The following is a 20,697-nucleotide window of genomic DNA, read 5'->3' as shown; positions in this document are numbered from 1 at the left end:
AGCTCCTTTTTCTATTTTTCTTTTGTTAGTTGTTCTAATGTTTTTCCAAGATTATGTGATCGTTTCGTTGCCTGTGTAATACAAGAAACAAGTGCTTGGTGAAATTTATGTTCTTGTAATACTTCAATACCTGCCTCGGTAGTTCCACCAGGAGAAGTAATTTCCTTTCGCAAAATAGAAGGATGTTTGTCACTTGCTTTTAACATTTCAGCAGCACCAATCATCGTTTGAAGAATAAGTGATTTTGCAACATCTTCTTTTAAACCAATTTTTGTTGCAGCTTCTTCCATAGCTTCCACTACGTAATAAATATAAGCAGGTCCACTTCCGGATAATGCAGTGACAGCATGCATATCTTCTTCCTCTACAACAGAGACGAGACCAATCGTTTCAAATAAAGATGTTGCAGTGCGAATATGTTCCGCTGTTGCATGTTTTGAAGGGGAGATAGCGGTAGCTGATTTTAAAATGGCTGCGGATGTATTTGGCATTGCACGAATAATTGGAACGTCTTTTTGAAGTAGTTTTCTAATTGAGTCAGTAGAAACACCTGCTAGTAATGAAATAATAAGCACGTTATTATTTATGTATTCTTTAAAAGGGGTAAGCGCCTCTGCAACATCCTTTGGTTTCATTGCTAGAAAAAGAATATTTGCATCAGTAAGCAATTCTTTTTTATTATGAGTACCTTTGACACCGTATTTTTTATGTAGCTCTTGTAATCTTGTCTCGTTAGAACGATTACTTACAGTAATTTGTTCACCTTTAACAACATTTGCATGTAACAAGCCACCAATAATAGCTTCGGCAATAGAGCCTGCACCGAGAAAGGAAATGTTTTGAATAGACATGATGTTCCTCCTTTAATTTTGGTTAGAAATTCTTATAAATGTACATACATTCGTTTTTTTATAGGAAACACCTCTTTTTATCTGAAAATAATGACAAATATATATAGAAGTTGTAAACTGAAGAAGTATTCATTTTTGAACCGGAAAGAGACAGGGGGGCTAAGCATGACGGCGATTCACCGAATGGAGATTCCTGTACCATTTGCAGTGGAAACTGTGAATGTGTTTTTAGTTGAGGGGGAGACATTAACATTAATTGATACAGGGACGAATACAGAAGAGGCAAGGAATGCGTTAGAAAGTCAATTAGGTGCATTAGGACATACGCTAGAAGATATTGAAACAGTAGTCATTACGCATCATCATGCAGATCATTGTGGACTTTTAAATATATTTTCTGAGAAGACGAATATTATTGGACATCCTTGGAATGAGCCTTGGATCACACAAAATCCAGAATTTTTAAAGCGGTATCATGAATTTTTTAGAGAGACGGCCTTACAGTTTGGTGTGCCAGCAGCATTTTTGAAAGACGAGTCGTTATTGACGACGAGGACACTTAAATATTCTTGTAATAGATCGTTAACGCATACTGTGAGAGAAGGAGATCGTATTGATTCTTTGCCTGGATTTATAGTACTTGAAACACCAGGTCATGCTTCTACTCATATTTCTTTATATAGAGAATCTGATGGAATATTAATTGGTGGAGATGCTCTCATCAGTCATATTTCTTCGAATCCAATACTAGAACCACCATATGAAGGGCAAACAGAACGGGCACGCCCATTACTACAATATAATCAAACATTACAGCGTTTAAGCGAAATGAATATTTCACGTATTTTATCAGGGCATGGGGAAGATGTTCTAAATGTGAAACAACTTATTGAAACGAGATTACAAAAGCAAGAAACACGTGCTTTTAAAGTGCTTGAGTTATTAAAGGAAAAACCAATGACAGCATTTGAAGTATGTGTAAAACTATTTCCGGTATTATATAAAGAACAATTACCACTTACTATTTCAGAAACGGTTGGACAATTGGACTATTTAGCATATAATCAACAAGTGATGATTGATGAGTCATCGCAACAATTGATTTATTATGCAAAGTAGGTGACAGCAATGACAGGACGTTTACAAAATAAAGTAATCGTCATTACAGGTGCTTCTAGTGGGATTGGTGAGCAAGTTGCAATGCAAGTTGCAGCACAGGGAGCGACTCCAGTATTAATGGCTCGAACAGAAGAGAAACTACAAGCGTTAGTAGACAAAATTAAAGAAACTTATAATACGCCTTGCTATTATTATGTATTAGATGTAAGTGAAGAGATGGAAGTACAGTCTGTTTTTTCAAAGGTATTACAAGAAGTGGGACGTATTGATATATTAGTAAACAATGCGGGATTTGGTATTTTTAAAACGTTTGAAGATGCGTCAATGGATGAAGTGAAAGATATGTTCCAAGTAAATGTATTTGGATTAGTAGCATGTACGAAAGCGGTACTACCTTATATGGTAAACAAGAACGAAGGACATATTATTAATATTGCTTCCCTTGCCGGAAAAATTGCAACTCCGAAATCAAGTGCGTATGCAGCAACGAAACATGCTGTATTAGGATTTACGAATAGTTTACGCATGGAATTAGCGAATACAGATATTTATGTTACAGCAATTAATCCAGGTCCGATAGATACAAACTTTTTTGAAATAGCGGATCAATCTGGTACATATGTAAAGAATATGGGACGTTACATGTTAAAACCAACATACGTAGCAGAACAAATCGTAAAGTCGATGCACACGAAAAAACGTGAAGTAAACTTACCGAAGTGGATGGGAATTGGCCCGAAACTTTATGCTTTATTCCCAGGTTTATTTGAACGTGTAGCAGGTAAATCATTAAGTAAAAAATAGGAGATTTCCACATGGAAATCTCCTATTTTTATTGTTTTCCAGTCACATAATCATAAACAATATCCTCAATCTCCTCGTATAAATCAATTTCAATATTTGAATGAGTCACCGTTTGAATATGTTTCACTAGCATTTCCTGATCTTCTTTTGATATTGGACTGCATTGATATTGCTGAAAACTTTTTATAATCATTTTCTCAATTAATTTTTCGTTCATATTTTTTCCCGCCTGTATGTACGTATGTATTGTTTTATTGTACTTGAAGTGAAATAAAAAAACTACCATGCACTATTTTTGTATAAAAATTCGGTTGTGTATATTATTTTTCTAGTAAAATTAAGTTTTTTAAGTTTGTAAAATTTATAAATATTTAATTGACTCTATAAATATACAATATTATAATCATACTTAATTTAAAGAATCGATTTGAGGAGGAACTTATGAAAGTCGCAATTATTGGAGCCACTGGATATGGGGGCATTGAGTTAATTCGTTTATTAGAACAACATCCATATTTTTCTATAGCATCTCTTCATTCTTTTTCACAAGTTGGTGAGTGTATAACAAATGTATATCCGCATCTTCGAAATGTCCTCGTTCATACGTTACAAGAAATTGATGTGGAGACAATAGGGAAAGAAGCAGAAATCGTATTTCTAGCAACACCAGCAGGAGTATCGGCGGAGTTAACTCCCAAGTTATTAGCTGAAGGTTTAAAAGTAATTGACCTATCTGGAGACTTTCGTATGATAGATCCTTCGTCATATGAATTGTGGTATAAAAGGCCAGCAGCGAAAGAAGAAATTCTTAGAAAAGCAGTGTATGGGTTAAGTGAATGGAAAAGGACTGAGATTCAAAAGGCAAATTTAATTGCAAACCCAGGATGTTTTGCTACAGCCACATTGCTAGCGATAGCACCGTTAGTACGTAGTAGCATGATTGAAGAAGATTCGATTATTATTGACGCGAAATCAGGGGTAACAGGAGCAGGTAAAACACCAACAACAATGACTCATTTTCCTGAGCTATACGATAACTTACACATCTATAAAGTAAACCAGCATCAGCACGTTCCAGAGATTGAGCAAATGCTTACAGAATGGAATAGTGAATTACAGCCAATTACATTTAGCACACATTTAATACCGATATCACGAGGAATCATGATTACACTTTATGCAAAAGTAAAACAAAAGATGGAAATAAAGCAACTTCAAAAATTGTATGAAGAAACGTATGAACAATCGCCTTTCATCCGAATTTGTACGCAAGGGAAATTTCCAAGTCCAAAAGAAGTGAGAGGCTCAAATTATTGTGATATTGGCATAGCTTACGATGAAAGAACAGAAAGAGTTACGGTCGTTTCTGTTATAGACAATATGATGAAAGGCGCGGCTGGGCAAGCGATTCAAAATGCAAACATAATAGCGGGACTAGAAGAGACAACAGGTTTACAACATATGCCGCTTTATCTATAAGGGGGACATGATGATTAAAGTAGCGTCTATTACAAAATTAGAAAATGGTTCGATTGTAACGCCGAAAGGCTTTTCGGCAATTGGTACTGCAAATGGTCTGAAAAAGGAGAAAAAGGATTTAGGGGCAATCGTTTGTGACGTACCAGCATCATGTGCCGCTGTGTATACAACGAATCAAATACAAGCAGCCCCTTTACAAGTAACGAAGGATAGTATAACGGCAGAAGGGAAGTTACAAGCAATTATCGTTAATAGTGGAAATGCAAATGCTTGTACTGGAATGAAAGGATTACAAGACGCATACGAGATGCGCGCATTAGGGGCGGAACATTTTGGATTGAAAGAAAATTACGTTGCAGTAGCTTCAACAGGTGTAATTGGTGTTCCGCTGCCGATGGATATAATCCGAAAGGGAGTTGCAACTCTTATACCGACGAAGGAAGAAAGTGAAGCATATTCTTTTTCTGAAGCAATTTTAACGACGGATCTTATAACGAAAGAAACTTGCTATGAAATGATTATTGATGGGAAGAAAGTGGCGATTGCGGGTGTTGCAAAAGGTTCAGGGATGATTCATCCGAATATGGCAACGATGCTTAGTTTTATTACGACAGATGCTCATATAGAGCATGACGTATTGCAAACGGCATTATCCCAAATTACGAATCATACATTTAATCAAATTACGGTAGATGGAGATACTTCTACGAATGATATGGTCATCGTTATGGCAAGTGGATTATCAGAAACAAGGCCGATAAATATGGAACATACAGATTGGGAAACTTTCGTATGTGCTTTACAGAAGGTATGTGAAGATTTAGCAAAGAAAATTGCGCAAGATGGTGAAGGCGCTACAAAGTTAATCGAAGTAAATGTGCTAGGAGCTCAAACGAATGAAGAGGCAAAAAAAATTGCAAAGCAAATAGTCGGTTCGAGTCTTGTGAAAACAGCAATACATGGTGAAGATCCAAACTGGGGGCGAATTATTAGCAGTATTGGACAAAGTGAAGTAGCTATTAATCCGAATACAATTGACATTACTCTTCAATCTATATTGGTATTAAAAAATAGTGAGCCTCAAACATTTTCTGAAGAAGAAATGAAAGAGAGATTACAAGAAGATGAAATAGTCATTAATGTGTACTTACACTTAGGAGAAGAGACAGGATCAGCTTGGGGCTGTGACTTAAGCTATGAATATGTGAAAATAAACGCTTGTTATCGTACATAAGGAGAGAGAAGATGAGCGAATATATTGTAGTGAAATGCGGCGGTAGTATGTTGAATCAATTAAATGATGTGTTTTTTGATTGTATAAAGAAATTACAGCAGAAGTATAAAGTAGTGATTGTCCATGGTGGTGGGCCAGAAATTGATGCCAAATTAAAAGATTGTAACATCAACGTAGAAAAAAGAGATGGATTACGCGTAACACCAAAAGAAGTTATGGATGTTGTTCAAATGGTGCTATGCGGAAGTACGAATAAAAAACTCGTAATGAATTTACAAAAGCATAATTTACTTGCGGTAGGTTGTTCAGGGTGTGACGGCAATTTACTTCAAGTTCAACCTGTCAGCGAAGAGATAGGATATGTGGGGGAAGTAAGTTATGTAGAAACAGCCTTATTAAAAGGATTAATAAATATGGAGTATATTCCTGTTATTGCTCCAATCGGGATAAATGGTAATGAAATTTATAACATAAATGCGGACAATGCTGCAGCTGGGATTGCGGCTGCGTTAGGGGCAAAAGAGCTTATTTTTATTACGGATGTAGATGGAATATTACATGAAGGGAATTTGGTAAAGGAAACGGATGAATCTGAAATTGCTACTTTTATAGAAACAGGTGTTATTACAGGTGGGATGATTCCGAAAGTACAGGCGGCACTAGCATCATTAAAAATGGGAGTGCAAAAGATAAGTATTGTGAATGGTACAAAAGATTTTACTGAGGTTACGGGAGAGTGTATTGGAACGACGGTAACGAAAGGTGTGAGTATTGCATGACGAGTCATCTTTTTCAAACGTATGGCAGAAGAACTATTGAGTTTGTAAAGGGAACTGGAACGAAAGTTATTGATAATAACGGTAAGGAATATTTAGATTTTACATCAGGAATTGGCGTATGTAATCTAGGACATTGTCACCCTACTGTTCTCAAAGGTGTACAAGAGCAACTTGATGATATATGGCATATATCTAACCTGTTTACAAACAGCTTGCAAGAAGAAGTTGCGTCATTATTAACAGAAAATAGAGAATTAGATTATGTGTTTTTCTGTAATAGTGGGGCAGAGGCAAATGAAGCGGCTTTAAAGTTAGCACGTAAGCATACTGGAAAATCTCTCGTCGTAACATGCCAGCAGTCTTTTCACGGTAGAACATTTGGAACGATGAGTGCAACGGGCCAAGATAAGGTAAAAGAAGGATTTGGTCCATTACTTCCATCTTTTTTACATATCCCTTTTAACGATATTAAAGCATTAGAGGAAGTAATGAATGAAGAAGTTGCGGCGGTAATGGTAGAAGTTGTTCAAGGAGAGGGAGGAGTAATACCTGCTGATCTATCTTTTTTGAAAGAGATTGAAACATTATGTAATAAGTTCGGTTCCTTATTTATTATAGACGAAGTACAAACGGGGATAGGAAGAACTGGAACACTATTCGCTTATGAACAAGTGGGAATAGAGCCTGATATCGTTACCGTTGCAAAGGCGCTTGGGAATGGGATTCCTGTCGGAGCGATGATTGGCCGGAAAGAGCTCGGAGCGTCGTTTACTGCAGGATCACACGGTTCAACTTTTGGCGGGAATTACATCGCGATGGCTGCAGCGAAAGAAGTATTGCAAGTAAGTGAAAAACCATCGTTTTTAAAAGAAGTACAAGAAAAAGGCGAGTACGTATTAGAGAAGTTGCAAGAGGAATTACAGCATGTCGAATGTATTCAAAATATACGTGGTAAGGGGCTTATGATTGGGATTGAGTGTAAGCATGAAGTTGCAAGTTTTATAGAACAACTAGAAAACGAAGGACTTCTCGTATTACAAGCAGGTCCTAATGTGATAAGACTATTACCGCCACTCATTGTCACGAATGAAGAGTTAGAACAGGCAGTATATATAATAAAAAAAGTAGTTTGTACAAAAAACGTATCAATCATATAAGGGGGAAGTTTCATGTCAACTGTACAAGTACCGAAATTAAATACGAAAGATCTTTTAACACTAGAAGAATTAACGAAAGAAGAAATTATTTCTTTAATTGAGTTCGCTATATATTTAAAAAAGAATAAGCAAGAGCTTTTATTACAAGGCAAAATATTAGGGCTTATTTTTGATAAGCATTCCACTCGTACTCGTGTATCTTTTGAAGCAGGAATGGTACAGCTCGGGGGACATGGTATGTTTTTAAGTGGGAAAGAGATGCAAATGGGAAGAGGAGAAAGCGTTTCAGATACTGCGAAAGTATTATCGCAGTATATTGACGGGATCATGATACGTACATTCTCACACGCGGATGTAGAAGAGCTTGCAAAAGAATCGAGTATTCCTGTTATTAACGGTTTAACGGATGATCATCATCCTTGTCAAGCATTGGCAGACCTTATGACGATATACGAAGAAACAAATACATTTAAAGGAATAAAATTGGCTTACGTAGGTGACGGAAATAATGTATGTCATTCATTGTTGCTAGCGAGTGCAAAAGTCGGAATGCATATGACTGTGGCAACGCCTGTAGGGTATGAACCGAATGAAGAGATTGTAAAAAAAGCGTTAGCAATTGCCAAGGAAACAGGAGCTGAAATTGAAGTTTTGCATGATCCTGAATTAGCAGTGAATGAAGCAGATTTCATTTATACTGACGTTTGGATGAGCATGGGGCAAGAGGGCGAAGAAGAGAAGTATACTTTATTTCAACCTTACCAAATCAATAACGAACTTGTTAAGCATGCGAAGCAAACATATCGTTTCTTACACTGTTTACCTGCCCATCGTGAAGAAGAAGTAACAGGAGAAATTATAGATGGACCGCAGTCTATCGTCTTTGAGCAAGCTGGTAATCGATTGCATGCTCAAAAAGCGTTATTAGTGAGTTTATTTAAAAATGTAGAAGAGCCTTCCTAAAAGGGAGGTTTTTTTATATTAAAATGTCGGATGTATATTTGGTTAACCATTTCGATATCATTTATAATAAAAGAGAAAACTAAATTTGTTTTTCAGAGTGTGTAAGGACATACTACATATAAAAATATAGTTAAAGAGATGATGAGGGTGAAAACAACTAAGAAAACATATTCGTTTTTCCAGCGGATGTGGAGAATATTAAAGTTTCAATATTATAAGTTGCTTCGATCGCCAGAAGGCGCAAAGAAAGTATCGTTAGGGTTTGCTATAGGATTCGGCTTAGAAATGTTAGTCATTTATACGGCATCGCTCGTATATGTAATATTTTATCCAATCGTCAGGTTAGCAAAGGGATCTTTTCCTGCGGCAGTTATTGGCAATATTATTGGGAAAATATCGTTTCTCCCAGTATTTTTATTTCCGCTTGCGTATGCGCTAGGAAAAATGATTTATCCATTTCATGTACAGAAAATTCATCATGAACCATTTACGATATCGGACTTGTTTTCAAGTCACATTTTTACGATATTAAAGAGCTTATTACAAAGTGAAGTGTATGTATTAATTGGAATGACGATTTTAGGAGTTGTGTTTGGTCTCATTTCATATTTCGTTGTGCATTATTTATACGAAAAGAACCGTAAGTTACGTTTGAAGAAAAGGAAGAAACGAGTGAGAGAACCACTTGTACAATTATAAACAATGTCACATTCATTTTCTCCTTTGAATATGTTTAAGAAAAAGGAGGAGAGGATAATGTATTATTATTACGTGCCTCAAGTATATCCATATGTAAATTATTATCCGGTTTATGATACGAGTAGACAATACGAATTATATCGGCAACAACAATTACAGCAATTATCACAAATACCACAATTACCAACACAACAGCCTACACAGGAAAAAAAACCATATTTAACAACATGGCCATATTCCAATGTATACTATGGTAATTATTACGAATCATAAAGCTGCTTCTATTTAGAAGCAGCTTTATACGTTTGTTTTCAAAATTAAATTTTGAATGGTTTGAAGAGAATGAATGAGCTTTTCGCGCTCTTCCTCAGATAATGTTTGGAAATTTTCTTTTAGTTTGTCTAAAATGAATTGCTGATACTGATTTACTAATAATTTCCCTTCAGCTGTTAGAGAAATTAAAATGACCCGTCGATCTTTTTCGCTATAATGACGCTCTATTAGTTCTTCTTGAATAAGTTTGTTTAATAGAGGTGTCATGTTAGGCCGTGAAATCGCTAGCCGCTTGCCGATTTCGGAAACTGCTAATGTGCCGTTTTCATGCAAAAGCAGTAATACTTGTGTATGTGATGGCGGCATATGTCTTTGAGAAGAAAATTCTCCAGGAAGCATAAATTTGCGATAAAAAAGAGGCACTAGCGAAAGAAGATGATCAACAATACGTTCCCACTCGCGTGATTCCATATAAAGGCCCCCTTCCACTATCATTGTAACAAAAAAGACATGTTATAAAAATAGAATTGTTTCATGGTCGCTTTAATATTTGTAGGATAACACTTGCTTTGTAAATGTGTTGGCAATAATTGCATAGCCGTTATCATTTGGGTGTACTTGGTCAAATAATAACTCTTTTTTATCATTTGATATTAATTTGCGAATTGGTAAAACAATAGATGGTTGATTTGCTTTGGAAATGGAATAAACAGATTCATTCCAGCCATCTAAAAACATATCTGCATAACTTGCGATGGATTCATCGAGTTGTAACGGGTTATAGAGTTCTGAGAGAATGAGTAAAGCGTCCGGATTTTGATCTCGAACTGTCTTTACAATACTTTTTATATCCGCTTCAAAATGGGCTTTTTCTTTATTTAACATTTTTATACCATCTATAACACCAACATCACGATTTAAACGAAATAAATTATTTCCTCCAATATTAATTGTAATTATATTTGCTGCTCTAATTTTTTCCTTTACATCTTCTGATTGAACTTTTTTAGCGAGACGATCTGTTGTAAGACCGTTTACCCCAAGGTTTTCTACTGTAATTGGTTTATGAATTTGTGCTTCTATTTGCTTAGAAGCTAATTCAGCAAATCCACCTTGTGTCGATCCATATCCTTTAGCGAGTGAATCACCTAATACAAGATGATAAAAAGATTCGTTTGTTTGCTTATCAATCCAATTTGGGGCAGATGTTTTTTCTGTTTTTTCTTCAGATTCATTTTGTTTTGTCTCGTCGTTCTTTTCAAAATAAGAATAAGAAATGATCAGAAGGAGGAGACAAACAATTGTTAAGATGACTTTTTTCATAAATTCATCCTCCTTGTAATTGGTAATTGTATCATATTCAGCAGTATTAGCAATGTAAGGGCATATTATATGTTTATGAAAAGTTTATAATAACTTTACAGAAAATTTGTTGAAGTTTGTCAAAAAATATTGACGATAGGAAAGAACTTTATATATGATAATGTCAGATAAGGTGAAACTTTAATGAGTGGGAGCTTTATTTCCTATTAATTAATAGTCTTCATCAATCGGGCGTTTAAGGGGACTACTCGTTAGCGCAGGGTGAAATGAAAATTGTGTCTCTAATAGAAGAAAAAAGGTATGTGGTTAGAGACAGATAGGGATTCATTTCATTATTTCTGGTAATTGTATAAGGGGGATTTTTTGTGAAAAAGTCAAAAAAAATGCTAGCTGGAGCAACTCTTGCGATTGGTGTTATAGCACCGCAAGTATTGCCAGCAACAGCTCATGCAGATGAGAACACTGGGGAGAGTACAGTTAACTTACGAATTCTAGAAACATCAGATATTCACGTTAACTTAATGAATTACGATTATTATCAAACGAAAACAGATAATAAAGTAGGTCTCGTGCAAACTGCAACACTCGTTAATAAAGCACGTGAAGAAGCGAAAAACTCTGTCCTATTTGATGATGGAGATGCATTACAAGGGACACCGCTTGGAGATTATGTAGCAAATAAAATAAAAGATCCGAAGAATCCTGTGGATCCTAGTTATACACATCCATTATATCGTGTAATGAATTTAATGAAGTATGACGTCATCTCTCTTGGGAATCATGAATTTAACTACGGCTTAGACTATTTAAACAAAGTAATTAGTAAAACGGAATTCCCGGTTATTAACTCGAATGTTTATAAAGATGATCATGATAATAATGAAGCGAACGATGAAAATTATTTTAAACCATATCATATTTTAGAGAAAGAAGTAGTGGATGAAGCAGGCCAAAAACAAATAGTAAAAATTGGTGTAATAGGATTTGTCCCACCTCAAGTTATGAACTGGGATAAGGCAAATTTAGAAGGAAAAGTAAAAGCGAAAGATATTGTCAAAACAGCGAATAAATTAGTACCGAAACTGAAAAATGAGGAACATGCAGATATTGTCGTTGCACTAGCGCATTCAGGTGTTGATAAGAGTGGATACAACGAAGGAATGGAAAATGCATCATATCATTTAGCAACACAAGTTCCTGGCGTAGATGCAGTATTAATGGGACATTCACATACTGAAGTGAAGGATGTATTTAATGGTGTTCCAGTTGTAATGCCTGGTGTTTTTGGTAGTAACTTAGGTATTATTGATATGCAATTGAAAAAGGTAAACGGAAAATGGGAAGTACAAAAAGATCAATCTAAGCCACAACTTCGCCCGATTGCTAATAGTAAAGGTACCCCATTAGTAGAATCTGATCAAAAATTAGTTAATGAAATTAAAGATGAGCATCAAGCGACAATCGACTATGTAAATACACCTGTAGGTGAAACGAAAGCACCAATTAATAGTTATTTTTCATTAGTACAAGATGATCCTTCCGTACAAATTGTGACAAATGCGCAAAAATGGTATGTAGAACAAGAACTTAAAAAACCAGAGTACGAAAAGATTAAAGATATTCCGGTTTTATCTGCAGGCGCACCATTTAAAGCAGGTGGCCGAAACGGTGCTACATATTATACGGATATTCCAGCTGGAACGTTAGCAATTAAAAACGTTGCAGATTTATACGTGTATCCAAATACGTTATATGCTGTAAAAGTAAATGGGGCACAAGTGAAAGAATGGCTTGAAATGTCTGCAGGTCAGTTTAATACAATTGATCCAAAGAAAACAGAAGAACAGCCATTAGTAAATATAGGCTATCCTACATATAACTTCGATATTTTAGATGGCTTAAAATACGAAATTGATGTAACACAACCGGCGAAATACGATAAAGATGGAAAAGTTGTAAATGCAAATACGAATCGTATTGTAAATATGACATATGAAGGTAAGCCAGTAGCTGATGATCAAGAGTTCATCGTCGCTACAAATAACTATCGTGGAAGTAGTCAAACGTTCCCAGGTGTAAGTAAAGGGGAGGTTGTATACCAATCACAAGATGAAACACGTCAAATCATTGTGAAGTATATGCAAAAAATAAAAAATATTGATCCAGCAGCTGATCAAAATTGGACGTTTAAACCGATTGTTGCAGATAAATTAAATACAACATTTGATTCTTCACCAAATGCACAAAAGTATATAAAGAAAGATGGGAACATATCATATGTTGGACCATCTGAAAATGAATTTGCTAAATATGCAATTGATATAACGAAGAAAAATGATGATAAAGAAACTGGTGAAGGAAATCCAACGACACCGCCAACAGGTGGGGGAGAAAATCCAACAACACCGCCAACAGGTAATGGAGAAAACCCAACACCACCAACAGAAGAAGGTAATAATGGTAATGAACCAAAACAAGATGGAAACAATACTGGATCTGGACAAACTACAACAGATGATCAAAATACAAAAGAAACAACAACAACTGTAAGTGAAAATAAAGAAGCTGAAAAAGATGAACGTGATTTACCGAAAACAGGTGCAAGTATTGCTTCTACAATTGGAGCGGGTCTTGCGTTTGTTGGAGCGGGATTACTTATGTTATTTAGAAGAAAGAAAGCGAATAGATAGTCGAGAAATATAAAAAGGATTACCGATTTGGTAATCCTTTTTATTATATTATGAAACTGGTACTGCTTTTTCTTTTTTCCATGAAAGGCCGAATCCAGTAAAGCCGACGATAATGGTTACGACTGGACATGCTAAACAGAAGATTGCGTATGGCAGGTAATCGAATGTTGGAACGCTAAGAACGTTTGTTAAGAATACGCCACTTACACCCCATGGTACGAGTGGATTAATTACTGTACCAGCATCTTCTAATACTCGTGATAAATTACGACGTTCTAAACCGACTTCATCGTATTTATTAGCAAATGCTTGTCCTGTTAAAACGATGGATAAGTACTGCTCACCGAGTAAGAAGTTTACACCAATTGCAGTTGAAGCAGTAGAAATAATTAAGCGTGTACTAGTTTTTACGAAGCTAGAGATAATATTCATCAGCTGCGCTATAATACCCATTCCTTGTAATAATCCTCCCATACAAAGAGCTAGGAAAATAAGAGCAATTGACATCATCATACTTTGCAGGCCACCGCGAGATAATAAGCTATCAATATCTTTGATACCAGTTTTAGAAACGTAACCGTCTTGCATAATTTTTATTAAATCAGCTAAAGAAGTGCTAGGTTTAAAAATAAAGAGAATAATAATCCCTACCACAATTCCTGCAAGTAATGTTGGAACTGCGGGTACCTTTTTAAATGCGAATAGGAACAGTAATAAAATAGGAATCAGTGTAACGATAGAAATCGTTGCATTTTTTTCTAATGTGTTAATAAATGCTGAGAAATCAACGTTTCCACCAGATCCGCTTCCTAAAATGAAAAATGCGATAAAAGCAATAATGAAAGCTGGCACTGTTGTCCAAAGCATGTTACGAATATGTTCAAATAAATCTACACCCGTTACAGCAGGCGCTAAGTTTGTTGTATCAGATAAAGGAGACATTTTATCTCCGAAGAATGCCCCAGAAATAATTGCACCAGCAATTAGAGCTGGATCGTATCCAAGGGCAGTACCCATTCCCATAAAGGCAAGTCCTACAGTTGCAGCAGTTGTAAATGCACTACCGATACTCGTTCCAACAATTGCACAAACAACAAAAACAGTTGGAACGAAAATTTTTGGAGATACAAGTTGGAAGCCGTATACCATTAAAGTTGGAATAGTTCCAGCTGCGATCCAAATGCTAATTAATACGCCTACAAGTAAGAAAATAAATATAGATGGAATACCAGCTGAAATACTACTTATCATTCCTTTTTCCATAGTAGACCAATCAATTTTTTTCATAAATCCAAACGCTAATAAAAGAACGATGCCAAATAAAATCGGGATGTGTGGTGAAACTTCTAATTTGATAACACTAAAGCCAATGCAGAAAAAGATAAAAATTGTTAAAAGAACAGACTCAATTTTTGAAACCATTGTTTTCCCCTCCTAAGTAATATGAAATAGCTCTTTTTTATATAAAATTCGCCAATATTGTATATTTCCTTCTAAAATTTAGAATTTTGTGACAAATTACCGGTAATTGTTTGTTCTTCTATATGATACGGAAATGATTGGATAAAAAAACGTCCCTGCATATAATTATGCAGGGACGAAGAAATCGCGGTACCACCCTAGCTTGTGAAATGAATGTATCACAAAATAAAGGGTCATATGATATGCGCTTATAAAATAAAAAACGCCCCTGCAATATATGCAGGGACGAAAAATTCGCGGTACCACCCTAAATTGTGAAACAGTGTCGTTTCACCACTCTTTAGACATAACGGTCTATAACCGTCTTTCACTACTCCTCACGTTTCGTAAAAGAAGCTCCAGGGGGTAATTCATAATTCGCTCTGTACTGGTTCGCACCGACCACCAGCTCTCTGAAATCAGAAATCGAAATACTACTAAATCCTATCAACGCCGATTCATATGATGTTAGTTAAATTTTTATCATATTTTCATCTTACATGTCAATAAAAATATTAAATGTTTTTTTAGGGAAATAAAGGATAATTGTTTTTAATGCTGTAAAAATGTACGTTATAATGAATTTGAAAGGGGGAGGAAAGAGTGAAGAAAAAAATAATTCTTTTTACCACTTTATTAGTTATTGGAGGAAGTGCTGGAATTTACACAGCTTTTGCGGCTGAATCAGAGCAACTGAAACAAAAGCAAATACAACAATCAGAAGTGAAGAAAGTAAAAGAAATAGAAGAGAAGAAATCAATGGAAAAAGCAGCAGAGAAACTAGGAGTTTCTACAGAGGGAAAAACAAAAGAAGAGGTTACGAAAGAAGTAAATACCGCTAGGTTTGAGAAGCGTCATGATTTATTAATTGAGCACGCTAAGCAACTTGGAATTGATACAGAGGGGAAAAAAGATGAAGAAATTATTTTAGAAATTGGAAAGATACAGCATGGAAAGTAGAACAACTTATCGTATGATAAGTTGTTCTTTTTTAAGAACTATTTGATTTTAAAATAATTGACAGTCATTCGGATTTAATGTTAACTATATTTATAAACAAGTTAACATTAGGGGTGACAATTGTGACAATAAATAGTAAAACGATTGAAAAATCATCTTATACATATGAAGAATTAGCAGAGAAAAATAAAGCTTACGTATGGCACCCATTTACACAAATGAAAGATTATTTAGAAGAAGATCCTGTCATTATTGAACGTGGAGAGGGAAGAAAGCTATACGATGTAAATGGTAATGAATATTGGGATGGTGTTTCATCTATATGGTTAAATGTTCACGGACATCAAGTACCGGAATTAGATGAAGCAATTCGTGAGCAATTAAATAAAATTGCTCATTCTACTATGTTAGGACTTGCTAACGTTCCATCTATTTTATTAGCAGAAAAAATTATTGAGGTTGTACCAGATGGATTGAAGAAGGTATTCTATTCTGATTCAGGTTCTACCGCTGTTGAAATTGCAATTAAGATGGCTTTCCAATATTGGCAGCATAAAGGGAAACGAAAGAAACAAAGATTCGTTACATTAAAAGAAGCATATCACGGTGATACAATTGGAGCTGTTTCGGTAGGAGCAATAGACTTGTTTCACCAAGTGTATAGTTCGCTCTTATTTGATGCGATTAAAATGCCGTATCCATATACATATCGTTCTCCTTACGGAAATAATAGGGAGGAAATTGTAAAAAGCCATTTAGAAGAAATGGAAGAATTGTTGAAAGAAAAGCATGAAGAAGTAGCTGCCATCATTGTGGAGCCATTAATGCAAGGTGCTGGCGGGATGATTACAATGCCAAAAGGATATTTAAAAGAACTGCGCGATTTATGTACTAAGTACAATGTATTATTTATTACAGATGAGGTAGCGACTGGATTTGGGCGTACAGGGAAAATGTTTGCGTGTGAACATGAAAATGTGACGCCAGACATTTTAACTGCTGGGAAAGGTTTAACAGGTGGATATTTACCAATTGCAGTTACGGTAACGACGGATGAAATATATAATGCCTTCTTAGGAGAATATGAAGAACAAAAAACATTTTTCCATGGACATAGCTACACAGGCAATCCGTTAGGGTGTGCCGTAGCAATCGCTAATTTAGAGCTATACGAAAAAACAAATTTAATAGAAGAAGTGGCACATAAAACGGATTATGTGGCAGCGCAATTAGAAAAGCTCTTTGCGTATAAACATGTAGGTGATATTCGTCAGTGCGGATTAATGGTTGGTATTGAGCTTGTGAAGAATAAGGAAACGAAAGAAGCGTTTGACTGGACAGAAAGAGTCGGTGTTCAAGTATGTAAACGCGCAAGAGAGCTGGGTATGATCTTGCGACCGCTCGGTAATACGATTGTATTTATGCCACCTCTTGCTTCTACAATTGAGGAGATTGATGATATGTTACGTATTTTGTATAAAGCAATCTCGGATGTTACGGAGGGAGAATAATGCGCGGTTTTTTTATAACAGCAACAGATACTGAAGTGGGGAAAACTGTCGTTGCCGGTGCATTAGCCGGTGTATTTAGAGAATTGGGATATAACATCGGAGTATATAAACCGTTGCAAAGTGGGCATGTTGCATCAAACCCTGAGGGAGATGCGGCAAGGTTAAAAGCATTATCAGGTGTGCCGACACAAGAAAATGAAATTTGCCCTTATTCTATTGAAGCACCACTTGCTCCGAGACTTGCCATGAAAAGAGCTGGAAGAGTAGTAAAGTTAAAAGAAATTACTGATTACTATAATGAACTATTAAAAGAGTTTAATAGCTTATTTGTAGAAGGGGCAGGTGGGCTTGCTGTCCCATATACAGAAGATGCTTTAGTAATTGATTTTGCAAAAGAATTACAGTTGCCTCTTATTGTAGTAGCTCGTCCTACATTAGGAACAGTAAATCATACAGTGTTAACGATTGCTTATGCAAAGGCGCATGGCTTAACCGTAGCGGGTGTCATTTTATCAGGTTGCAAAGAATGTGAAATGGAAAGAGTGCAAGAAAATAAAGAGATGATTGAAGAGCTGAGCGGGGTACCAGTTTTAGGATTATTACCATTCTTTGAAGGTGAGTTTACGAAAGAAGAAGTATTAGAATCTGCAAAAGAACATATTATGATTTCAAAATTAGAGGAGTTTATCCAAAATGAATCAAACGTGGCGGGCGCACCTTCAATGTAAATTACAACAATTACATGAGCAAGGGCAGTATCGTGATTTGCATGTAACAGAGAAGGCAGAAGAGACTTGGCTTATTCGAGATAAAAAAAGGATGTTAAATTTAGCGTCAAATAATTATTTAGGGTTAGCTGGAGATGAAAGGTTAAAAGAAGCTGCTATTGCCTGTACAAAAAGATATGGAACTGGAGCGACTGCCTCTCGTCTCGTTGTAGGAAATCATCCATTATATGAAGAGGTTGAGAGAAGCATATGTGACTGGAAAGGTACTGAAAGAGCTTTAATTGTAAATAGTGGGTATACGGCAAATATAGGTGCCATATCTTCTTTGGCCTCTCGGCACGATATTGTTTTTAGTGACAAGTTAAATCACGCAAGTATTGTTGATGGAATCATATTAAGCGGGGCAGAGCATAAAAGGTATCGTCATAATGATTTGGATCATTTAGAGAAGCTGTTGAAAATGGCTTCGCCTGAAAGCAGAAAATTAATCGTAACAGATACCGTTTTTAGTATGGATGGTGATACTGCGTATTTGAGAGATTTAGTACAGCTGAAAGAGAAATACGGGGCAATCATTATAGTCGATGAAGCACATGCGAGTGGAATATATGGAATCGGCGGAGCTGGGTTATCTCATATTGAAAAAAATCTTGCTCAAAAAATTGATATACATATGGGGACGTTTAGCAAGGCTTTAGGGTGTTATGGTGCGTATTTGACAGGTGATGAAATTTATATAGAGTATTTACAAAATATGATGAGAAGCTTTATTTTTACTACAGCTTTACCACCAAGTACGTTAGGAGCAGTGCAAAAAGCAATTGAAATTGTAAAAGAAGATAACGAAAGAAGAGAGAACCTTATAGCAAACGGAGAATACTTCAGAACTAAATTAAGGGATGCTGGTTTTGATATTGGGAATAGTTCAACTCATATTGTACCGATTGTAGTCGGTTCAAATGAACATGCTTTACGATTTAGTAAAAGGTTGCAAGAGGCAGGGATTGCGGCCATTGCAATTCGTCCGCCAACTGTGCCGGTTCATAGTTCTCGAATTCGCTTTGCAGTTACATCGCAACATACAATAGCTGATTTAAAATGGGCTATTGACCGAATTATTCACATTGCGAAAGAAGAGGAGATTTTCGTATGAACGAGCTAAAGATTATTTTTATCCCCGGATGGGGAATGGAAGAGAATATTTGGGATTTAGTACTTCCGTATTTTAAAGGATATCTTGTTGAATGCGTAGATTGGCGTAATGTGAGAGAACGAAGTGAATTTGCGGAACGAATTATAGATGTAGCGCATAACGACAACGTAATTTTAGTTGGATGGTCACTAGGAGCGTTAGCAGCAGTTGAAGCTTATACAAAGATTCAGGCAAAAGGCATCGTATTAATTGGTGGGACTGCTAAATTTACAAATACGAGCGACTATAGTAATGGATGGAATGCTTTGCATGTAGAACGGCTGAAAAGGAATTTGGCGAGAAGGAGAGAGGATACGCTCAAGCGGTTTTATGAAAATATGTTTACGAAAGATGAGCTAAAAGGGAATAAAAACTTTGAAGACATTGTAGACCGTTTTAAAGGTGATTCTATTCAGTCTTTACAACTAGGTTTGGATTATTTAATAGAAACAGATATGAGAGAAGAACTAAAAGAAATTAAAGTACCTATACTACTTATTCACGGAGAACAGGATGTAATATGCCCATTGTCTGCGGCACGTAGTATGACGGAGAATAGCAGCAGCGAGCTGAAAGTAGTAAGTGAAGCAGGGCATGCATTATGTGTAACGAATTTTGAATATTGTGCAAATGAGATAATTCAATTTGTAGAGGGGATACGACATGATCAACAAAACGTTACTACAAAAACGGTTTAATGGGGCAGCCGTATCTTACGATCGATATGCAAATGTACAAAAAAAGATGGCACATTCATTACTTTCAATCTTAAAGGAACGATATAGTGAAACGGCATCAATACGTATTTTAGAACTGGGATGCGGGACGGGGTATGTAACAGAACAATTATCAAAGTTATTTCCGAAAGCACATATTACAGCAGTTGATTTTGCTGAAAGTATGATTGCGATTGCGCAAACTAAACAAAATGTAAAAAATGTAACGTTTCACTGTGAAGATATTGAGCAATTACGATTAGAAGAATCATATGATGTCATTATTTCAAATGCTACATTTCAATGGTTAAATAATTTACAACAAGTGTTAAGAAATTTATTTCAACATTTGTCTATAGATGGGATATTACTCTTTTCAACGTTTGGACATGAAACATTTCAAGAATTGCATGCTTCGTTCCAACGTGCGAAAGAAGAAAGAAATATAAAAAATGAAACATCGATTGGTCAACGTTTTTATTCAAAAGATCAGTTGCTTCATATATGTAAGATAGAAACAGGGGATGTGCATGTTTCTGAAACATGTTACATAGAGAGTTTTACAGAAGTTAAGGAGTTTCTGCATTCTATTCGAAAAGTAGGAGCAACTAATAGCAATGAAGGATCATATTGTCAAAGTCTCTCACTCTTTCGTGCGATGCTACGCATATACGAAAGAGACTTCACGGGAAATGAAGGGATAATGGCAACGTATCATGCTTTATTTATACATATAACAAAAGAGGGGAAGAGATGAA

General features: G+C 35.8%; 21 protein-coding genes and 1 other annotated feature. Of the genes, 16 read left to right on the top strand and 5 right to left on the bottom strand.

Translation table 11 applies throughout. The features are described 5' to 3' along the window. Nucleotides 1-11: 11 nt before the first annotated feature. Entirely contained in the window at nucleotides 12-851 is an 840-nt protein-coding gene (proI, locus tag EBQ15_RS01245) for a pyrroline-5-carboxylate reductase ProI (RefSeq protein WP_000027251.1), read from the bottom strand. 165 nt (nucleotides 852-1,016) lie between these two features. Here proI and EBQ15_RS01240 point away from each other — a divergent pair, with 165 nt between their 5' ends. Continuing rightward, nucleotides 1,017-1,970 carry an MBL fold metallo-hydrolase gene (locus EBQ15_RS01240; RefSeq protein ID WP_000125122.1) on the top strand — a complete coding sequence of 318 codons (954 nt, stop codon included), beginning with the start codon at nucleotides 1,017-1,019 and terminating at the stop codon, nucleotides 1,968-1,970. Nucleotides 1,971-1,979: 9 nt separating this feature from the next. Then, the gene (locus EBQ15_RS01235) at nucleotides 1,980-2,774 is read left to right on the top strand and encodes an SDR family NAD(P)-dependent oxidoreductase (protein WP_000147791.1); all 795 of its coding nucleotides are present in this window, start codon (nucleotides 1,980-1,982) and stop codon (nucleotides 2,772-2,774) included. A gap of 28 nt (nucleotides 2,775-2,802) precedes the next feature. Here EBQ15_RS01235 and EBQ15_RS01230 read toward each other — a convergent pair whose 3' ends face one another. Beyond that, on the bottom strand, nucleotides 2,803-2,991 hold the full coding sequence (locus tag EBQ15_RS01230; RefSeq protein WP_001003222.1) for a YqzH family protein: 189 nt from the start codon (nucleotides 2,989-2,991) through the stop codon (nucleotides 2,803-2,805). 224 nt (nucleotides 2,992-3,215) lie between these two features. On the opposite strand from EBQ15_RS01230, the gene argC reads away from it, so the two are divergent. The 7 genes from argC (at nucleotide 3,216) to EBQ15_RS01195 (ending at nucleotide 9,358) form a co-directional block, all read left to right on the top strand. Continuing rightward, nucleotides 3,216-4,253, top strand: coding sequence for an N-acetyl-gamma-glutamyl-phosphate reductase (gene argC, locus EBQ15_RS01225; protein WP_000861250.1), 1,038 nt, complete (start codon nucleotides 3,216-3,218; stop codon nucleotides 4,251-4,253). A 10-nt stretch (nucleotides 4,254-4,263) separates the two neighbouring features. Next, entirely contained in the window at nucleotides 4,264-5,487 is a 1,224-nt protein-coding gene (gene argJ / locus EBQ15_RS01220) for a bifunctional glutamate N-acetyltransferase/amino-acid acetyltransferase ArgJ (RefSeq protein ID WP_000598380.1), read from the top strand. An 11-nt stretch (nucleotides 5,488-5,498) separates the two neighbouring features. After that, nucleotides 5,499-6,266 carry an acetylglutamate kinase gene (gene argB / locus EBQ15_RS01215; RefSeq protein WP_000006081.1) on the top strand — a complete coding sequence of 256 codons (768 nt, stop codon included), beginning with the start codon at nucleotides 5,499-5,501 and terminating at the stop codon, nucleotides 6,264-6,266. Further along, nucleotides 6,263-7,423, top strand: a complete 1,161-nt coding sequence (locus tag EBQ15_RS01210; RefSeq protein ID WP_000200560.1) for an acetylornithine transaminase — start codon at nucleotides 6,263-6,265, stop codon at nucleotides 7,421-7,423. Before argB ends, EBQ15_RS01210 begins: the two co-directional genes overlap by 4 nt. Before the next feature lie 12 nt (nucleotides 7,424-7,435). Then, nucleotides 7,436-8,386 carry an ornithine carbamoyltransferase gene (gene argF, locus EBQ15_RS01205; protein ID WP_000108846.1) on the top strand — a complete coding sequence of 317 codons (951 nt, stop codon included), beginning with the start codon at nucleotides 7,436-7,438 and terminating at the stop codon, nucleotides 8,384-8,386. Nucleotides 8,387-8,524: 138 nt separating this feature from the next. Continuing rightward, nucleotides 8,525-9,085 carry a DUF2062 domain-containing protein gene (locus tag EBQ15_RS01200; RefSeq protein ID WP_002005691.1) on the top strand — a complete coding sequence of 187 codons (561 nt, stop codon included), beginning with the start codon at nucleotides 8,525-8,527 and terminating at the stop codon, nucleotides 9,083-9,085. Nucleotides 9,086-9,142: 57 nt separating this feature from the next. Beyond that, nucleotides 9,143-9,358, top strand: coding sequence for a hypothetical protein (locus EBQ15_RS01195; protein WP_000291957.1), 216 nt, complete (start codon nucleotides 9,143-9,145; stop codon nucleotides 9,356-9,358). 24 nt (nucleotides 9,359-9,382) lie between these two features. Here EBQ15_RS01195 and EBQ15_RS01190 read toward each other — a convergent pair whose 3' ends face one another. Together EBQ15_RS01190 and EBQ15_RS01185 are read right to left on the bottom strand one after the other, a co-directional pair. Then, the gene (locus EBQ15_RS01190; RefSeq protein WP_000445819.1) at nucleotides 9,383-9,829 is read right to left on the bottom strand and encodes a MarR family winged helix-turn-helix transcriptional regulator; all 447 of its coding nucleotides are present in this window, start codon (nucleotides 9,827-9,829) and stop codon (nucleotides 9,383-9,385) included. A gap of 72 nt (nucleotides 9,830-9,901) precedes the next feature. Further along, nucleotides 9,902-10,681, bottom strand: coding sequence for a GDSL-type esterase/lipase family protein (locus EBQ15_RS01185; RefSeq protein ID WP_000755852.1), 780 nt, complete (start codon nucleotides 10,679-10,681; stop codon nucleotides 9,902-9,904). A 365-nt stretch (nucleotides 10,682-11,046) separates the two neighbouring features. Here EBQ15_RS01185 and cpdB point away from each other — a divergent pair, with 365 nt between their 5' ends. Continuing rightward, nucleotides 11,047-13,371, top strand: coding sequence for a bifunctional 2',3'-cyclic-nucleotide 2'-phosphodiesterase/3'-nucleotidase (gene cpdB, locus EBQ15_RS01180; RefSeq protein WP_000748606.1), 2,325 nt, complete (start codon nucleotides 11,047-11,049; stop codon nucleotides 13,369-13,371). Nucleotides 13,372-13,419: 48 nt separating this feature from the next. Here the strand turns inward: cpdB and nhaC are convergent, their stop codons facing one another. Then, nucleotides 13,420-14,793, bottom strand: a complete 1,374-nt coding sequence (gene nhaC, locus EBQ15_RS01175) for a Na+/H+ antiporter NhaC (protein ID WP_000253716.1) — start codon at nucleotides 14,791-14,793, stop codon at nucleotides 13,420-13,422. 278 nt (nucleotides 14,794-15,071) lie between these two features. Next, nucleotides 15,072-15,292 (bottom strand) — a binding site (T-box leader). A 143-nt stretch (nucleotides 15,293-15,435) separates the two neighbouring features. Here nhaC and EBQ15_RS01170 point away from each other — a divergent pair. The 6 genes from EBQ15_RS01170 (at nucleotide 15,436) to bioC (ending at nucleotide 20,696) form a co-directional block, all read left to right on the top strand. Further along, on the top strand, nucleotides 15,436-15,792 hold the full coding sequence (locus EBQ15_RS01170; RefSeq protein WP_000726902.1) for a hypothetical protein: 357 nt from the start codon (nucleotides 15,436-15,438) through the stop codon (nucleotides 15,790-15,792). A 77-nt stretch (nucleotides 15,793-15,869) separates the two neighbouring features. After that, entirely contained in the window at nucleotides 15,870-17,303 is a 1,434-nt protein-coding gene (gene bioA, locus EBQ15_RS01165) for an adenosylmethionine--8-amino-7-oxononanoate transaminase (protein WP_050427516.1), read from the top strand. Continuing rightward, a complete protein-coding gene (gene bioD, locus EBQ15_RS01160) occupies nucleotides 17,303-18,031 on the top strand; it encodes a dethiobiotin synthase (protein WP_001213931.1) in 729 nt (242 codons plus the stop codon). Before bioA ends, bioD begins: the two co-directional genes overlap by 1 nt. Next, nucleotides 17,997-19,184, top strand: coding sequence for an 8-amino-7-oxononanoate synthase (gene bioF, locus EBQ15_RS01155; RefSeq protein WP_001077288.1), 1,188 nt, complete (start codon nucleotides 17,997-17,999; stop codon nucleotides 19,182-19,184). Before bioD ends, bioF begins: the two co-directional genes overlap by 35 nt. Next, the gene (locus EBQ15_RS01150) at nucleotides 19,181-19,921 is read left to right on the top strand and encodes an alpha/beta fold hydrolase (RefSeq protein WP_001004160.1); all 741 of its coding nucleotides are present in this window, start codon (nucleotides 19,181-19,183) and stop codon (nucleotides 19,919-19,921) included. Before bioF ends, EBQ15_RS01150 begins: the two co-directional genes overlap by 4 nt. Continuing rightward, a complete protein-coding gene (gene bioC, locus EBQ15_RS01145; protein ID WP_000608902.1) occupies nucleotides 19,887-20,696 on the top strand; it encodes a malonyl-ACP O-methyltransferase BioC in 810 nt (269 codons plus the stop codon). Before EBQ15_RS01150 ends, bioC begins: the two co-directional genes overlap by 35 nt. Nucleotide 20,697 lies beyond the last annotated feature (1 nt).

It is taken from the genome of Bacillus sp. 2D03 (assembly GCF_003946765.1).
Classification (GTDB): domain Bacteria; phylum Bacillota; class Bacilli; order Bacillales; family Bacillaceae_G; genus Bacillus_A; species Bacillus_A cereus.
Note: the sequence above shows the minus strand (reverse complement) of the source record. Positions and strands in the feature narration are given on the sequence as shown.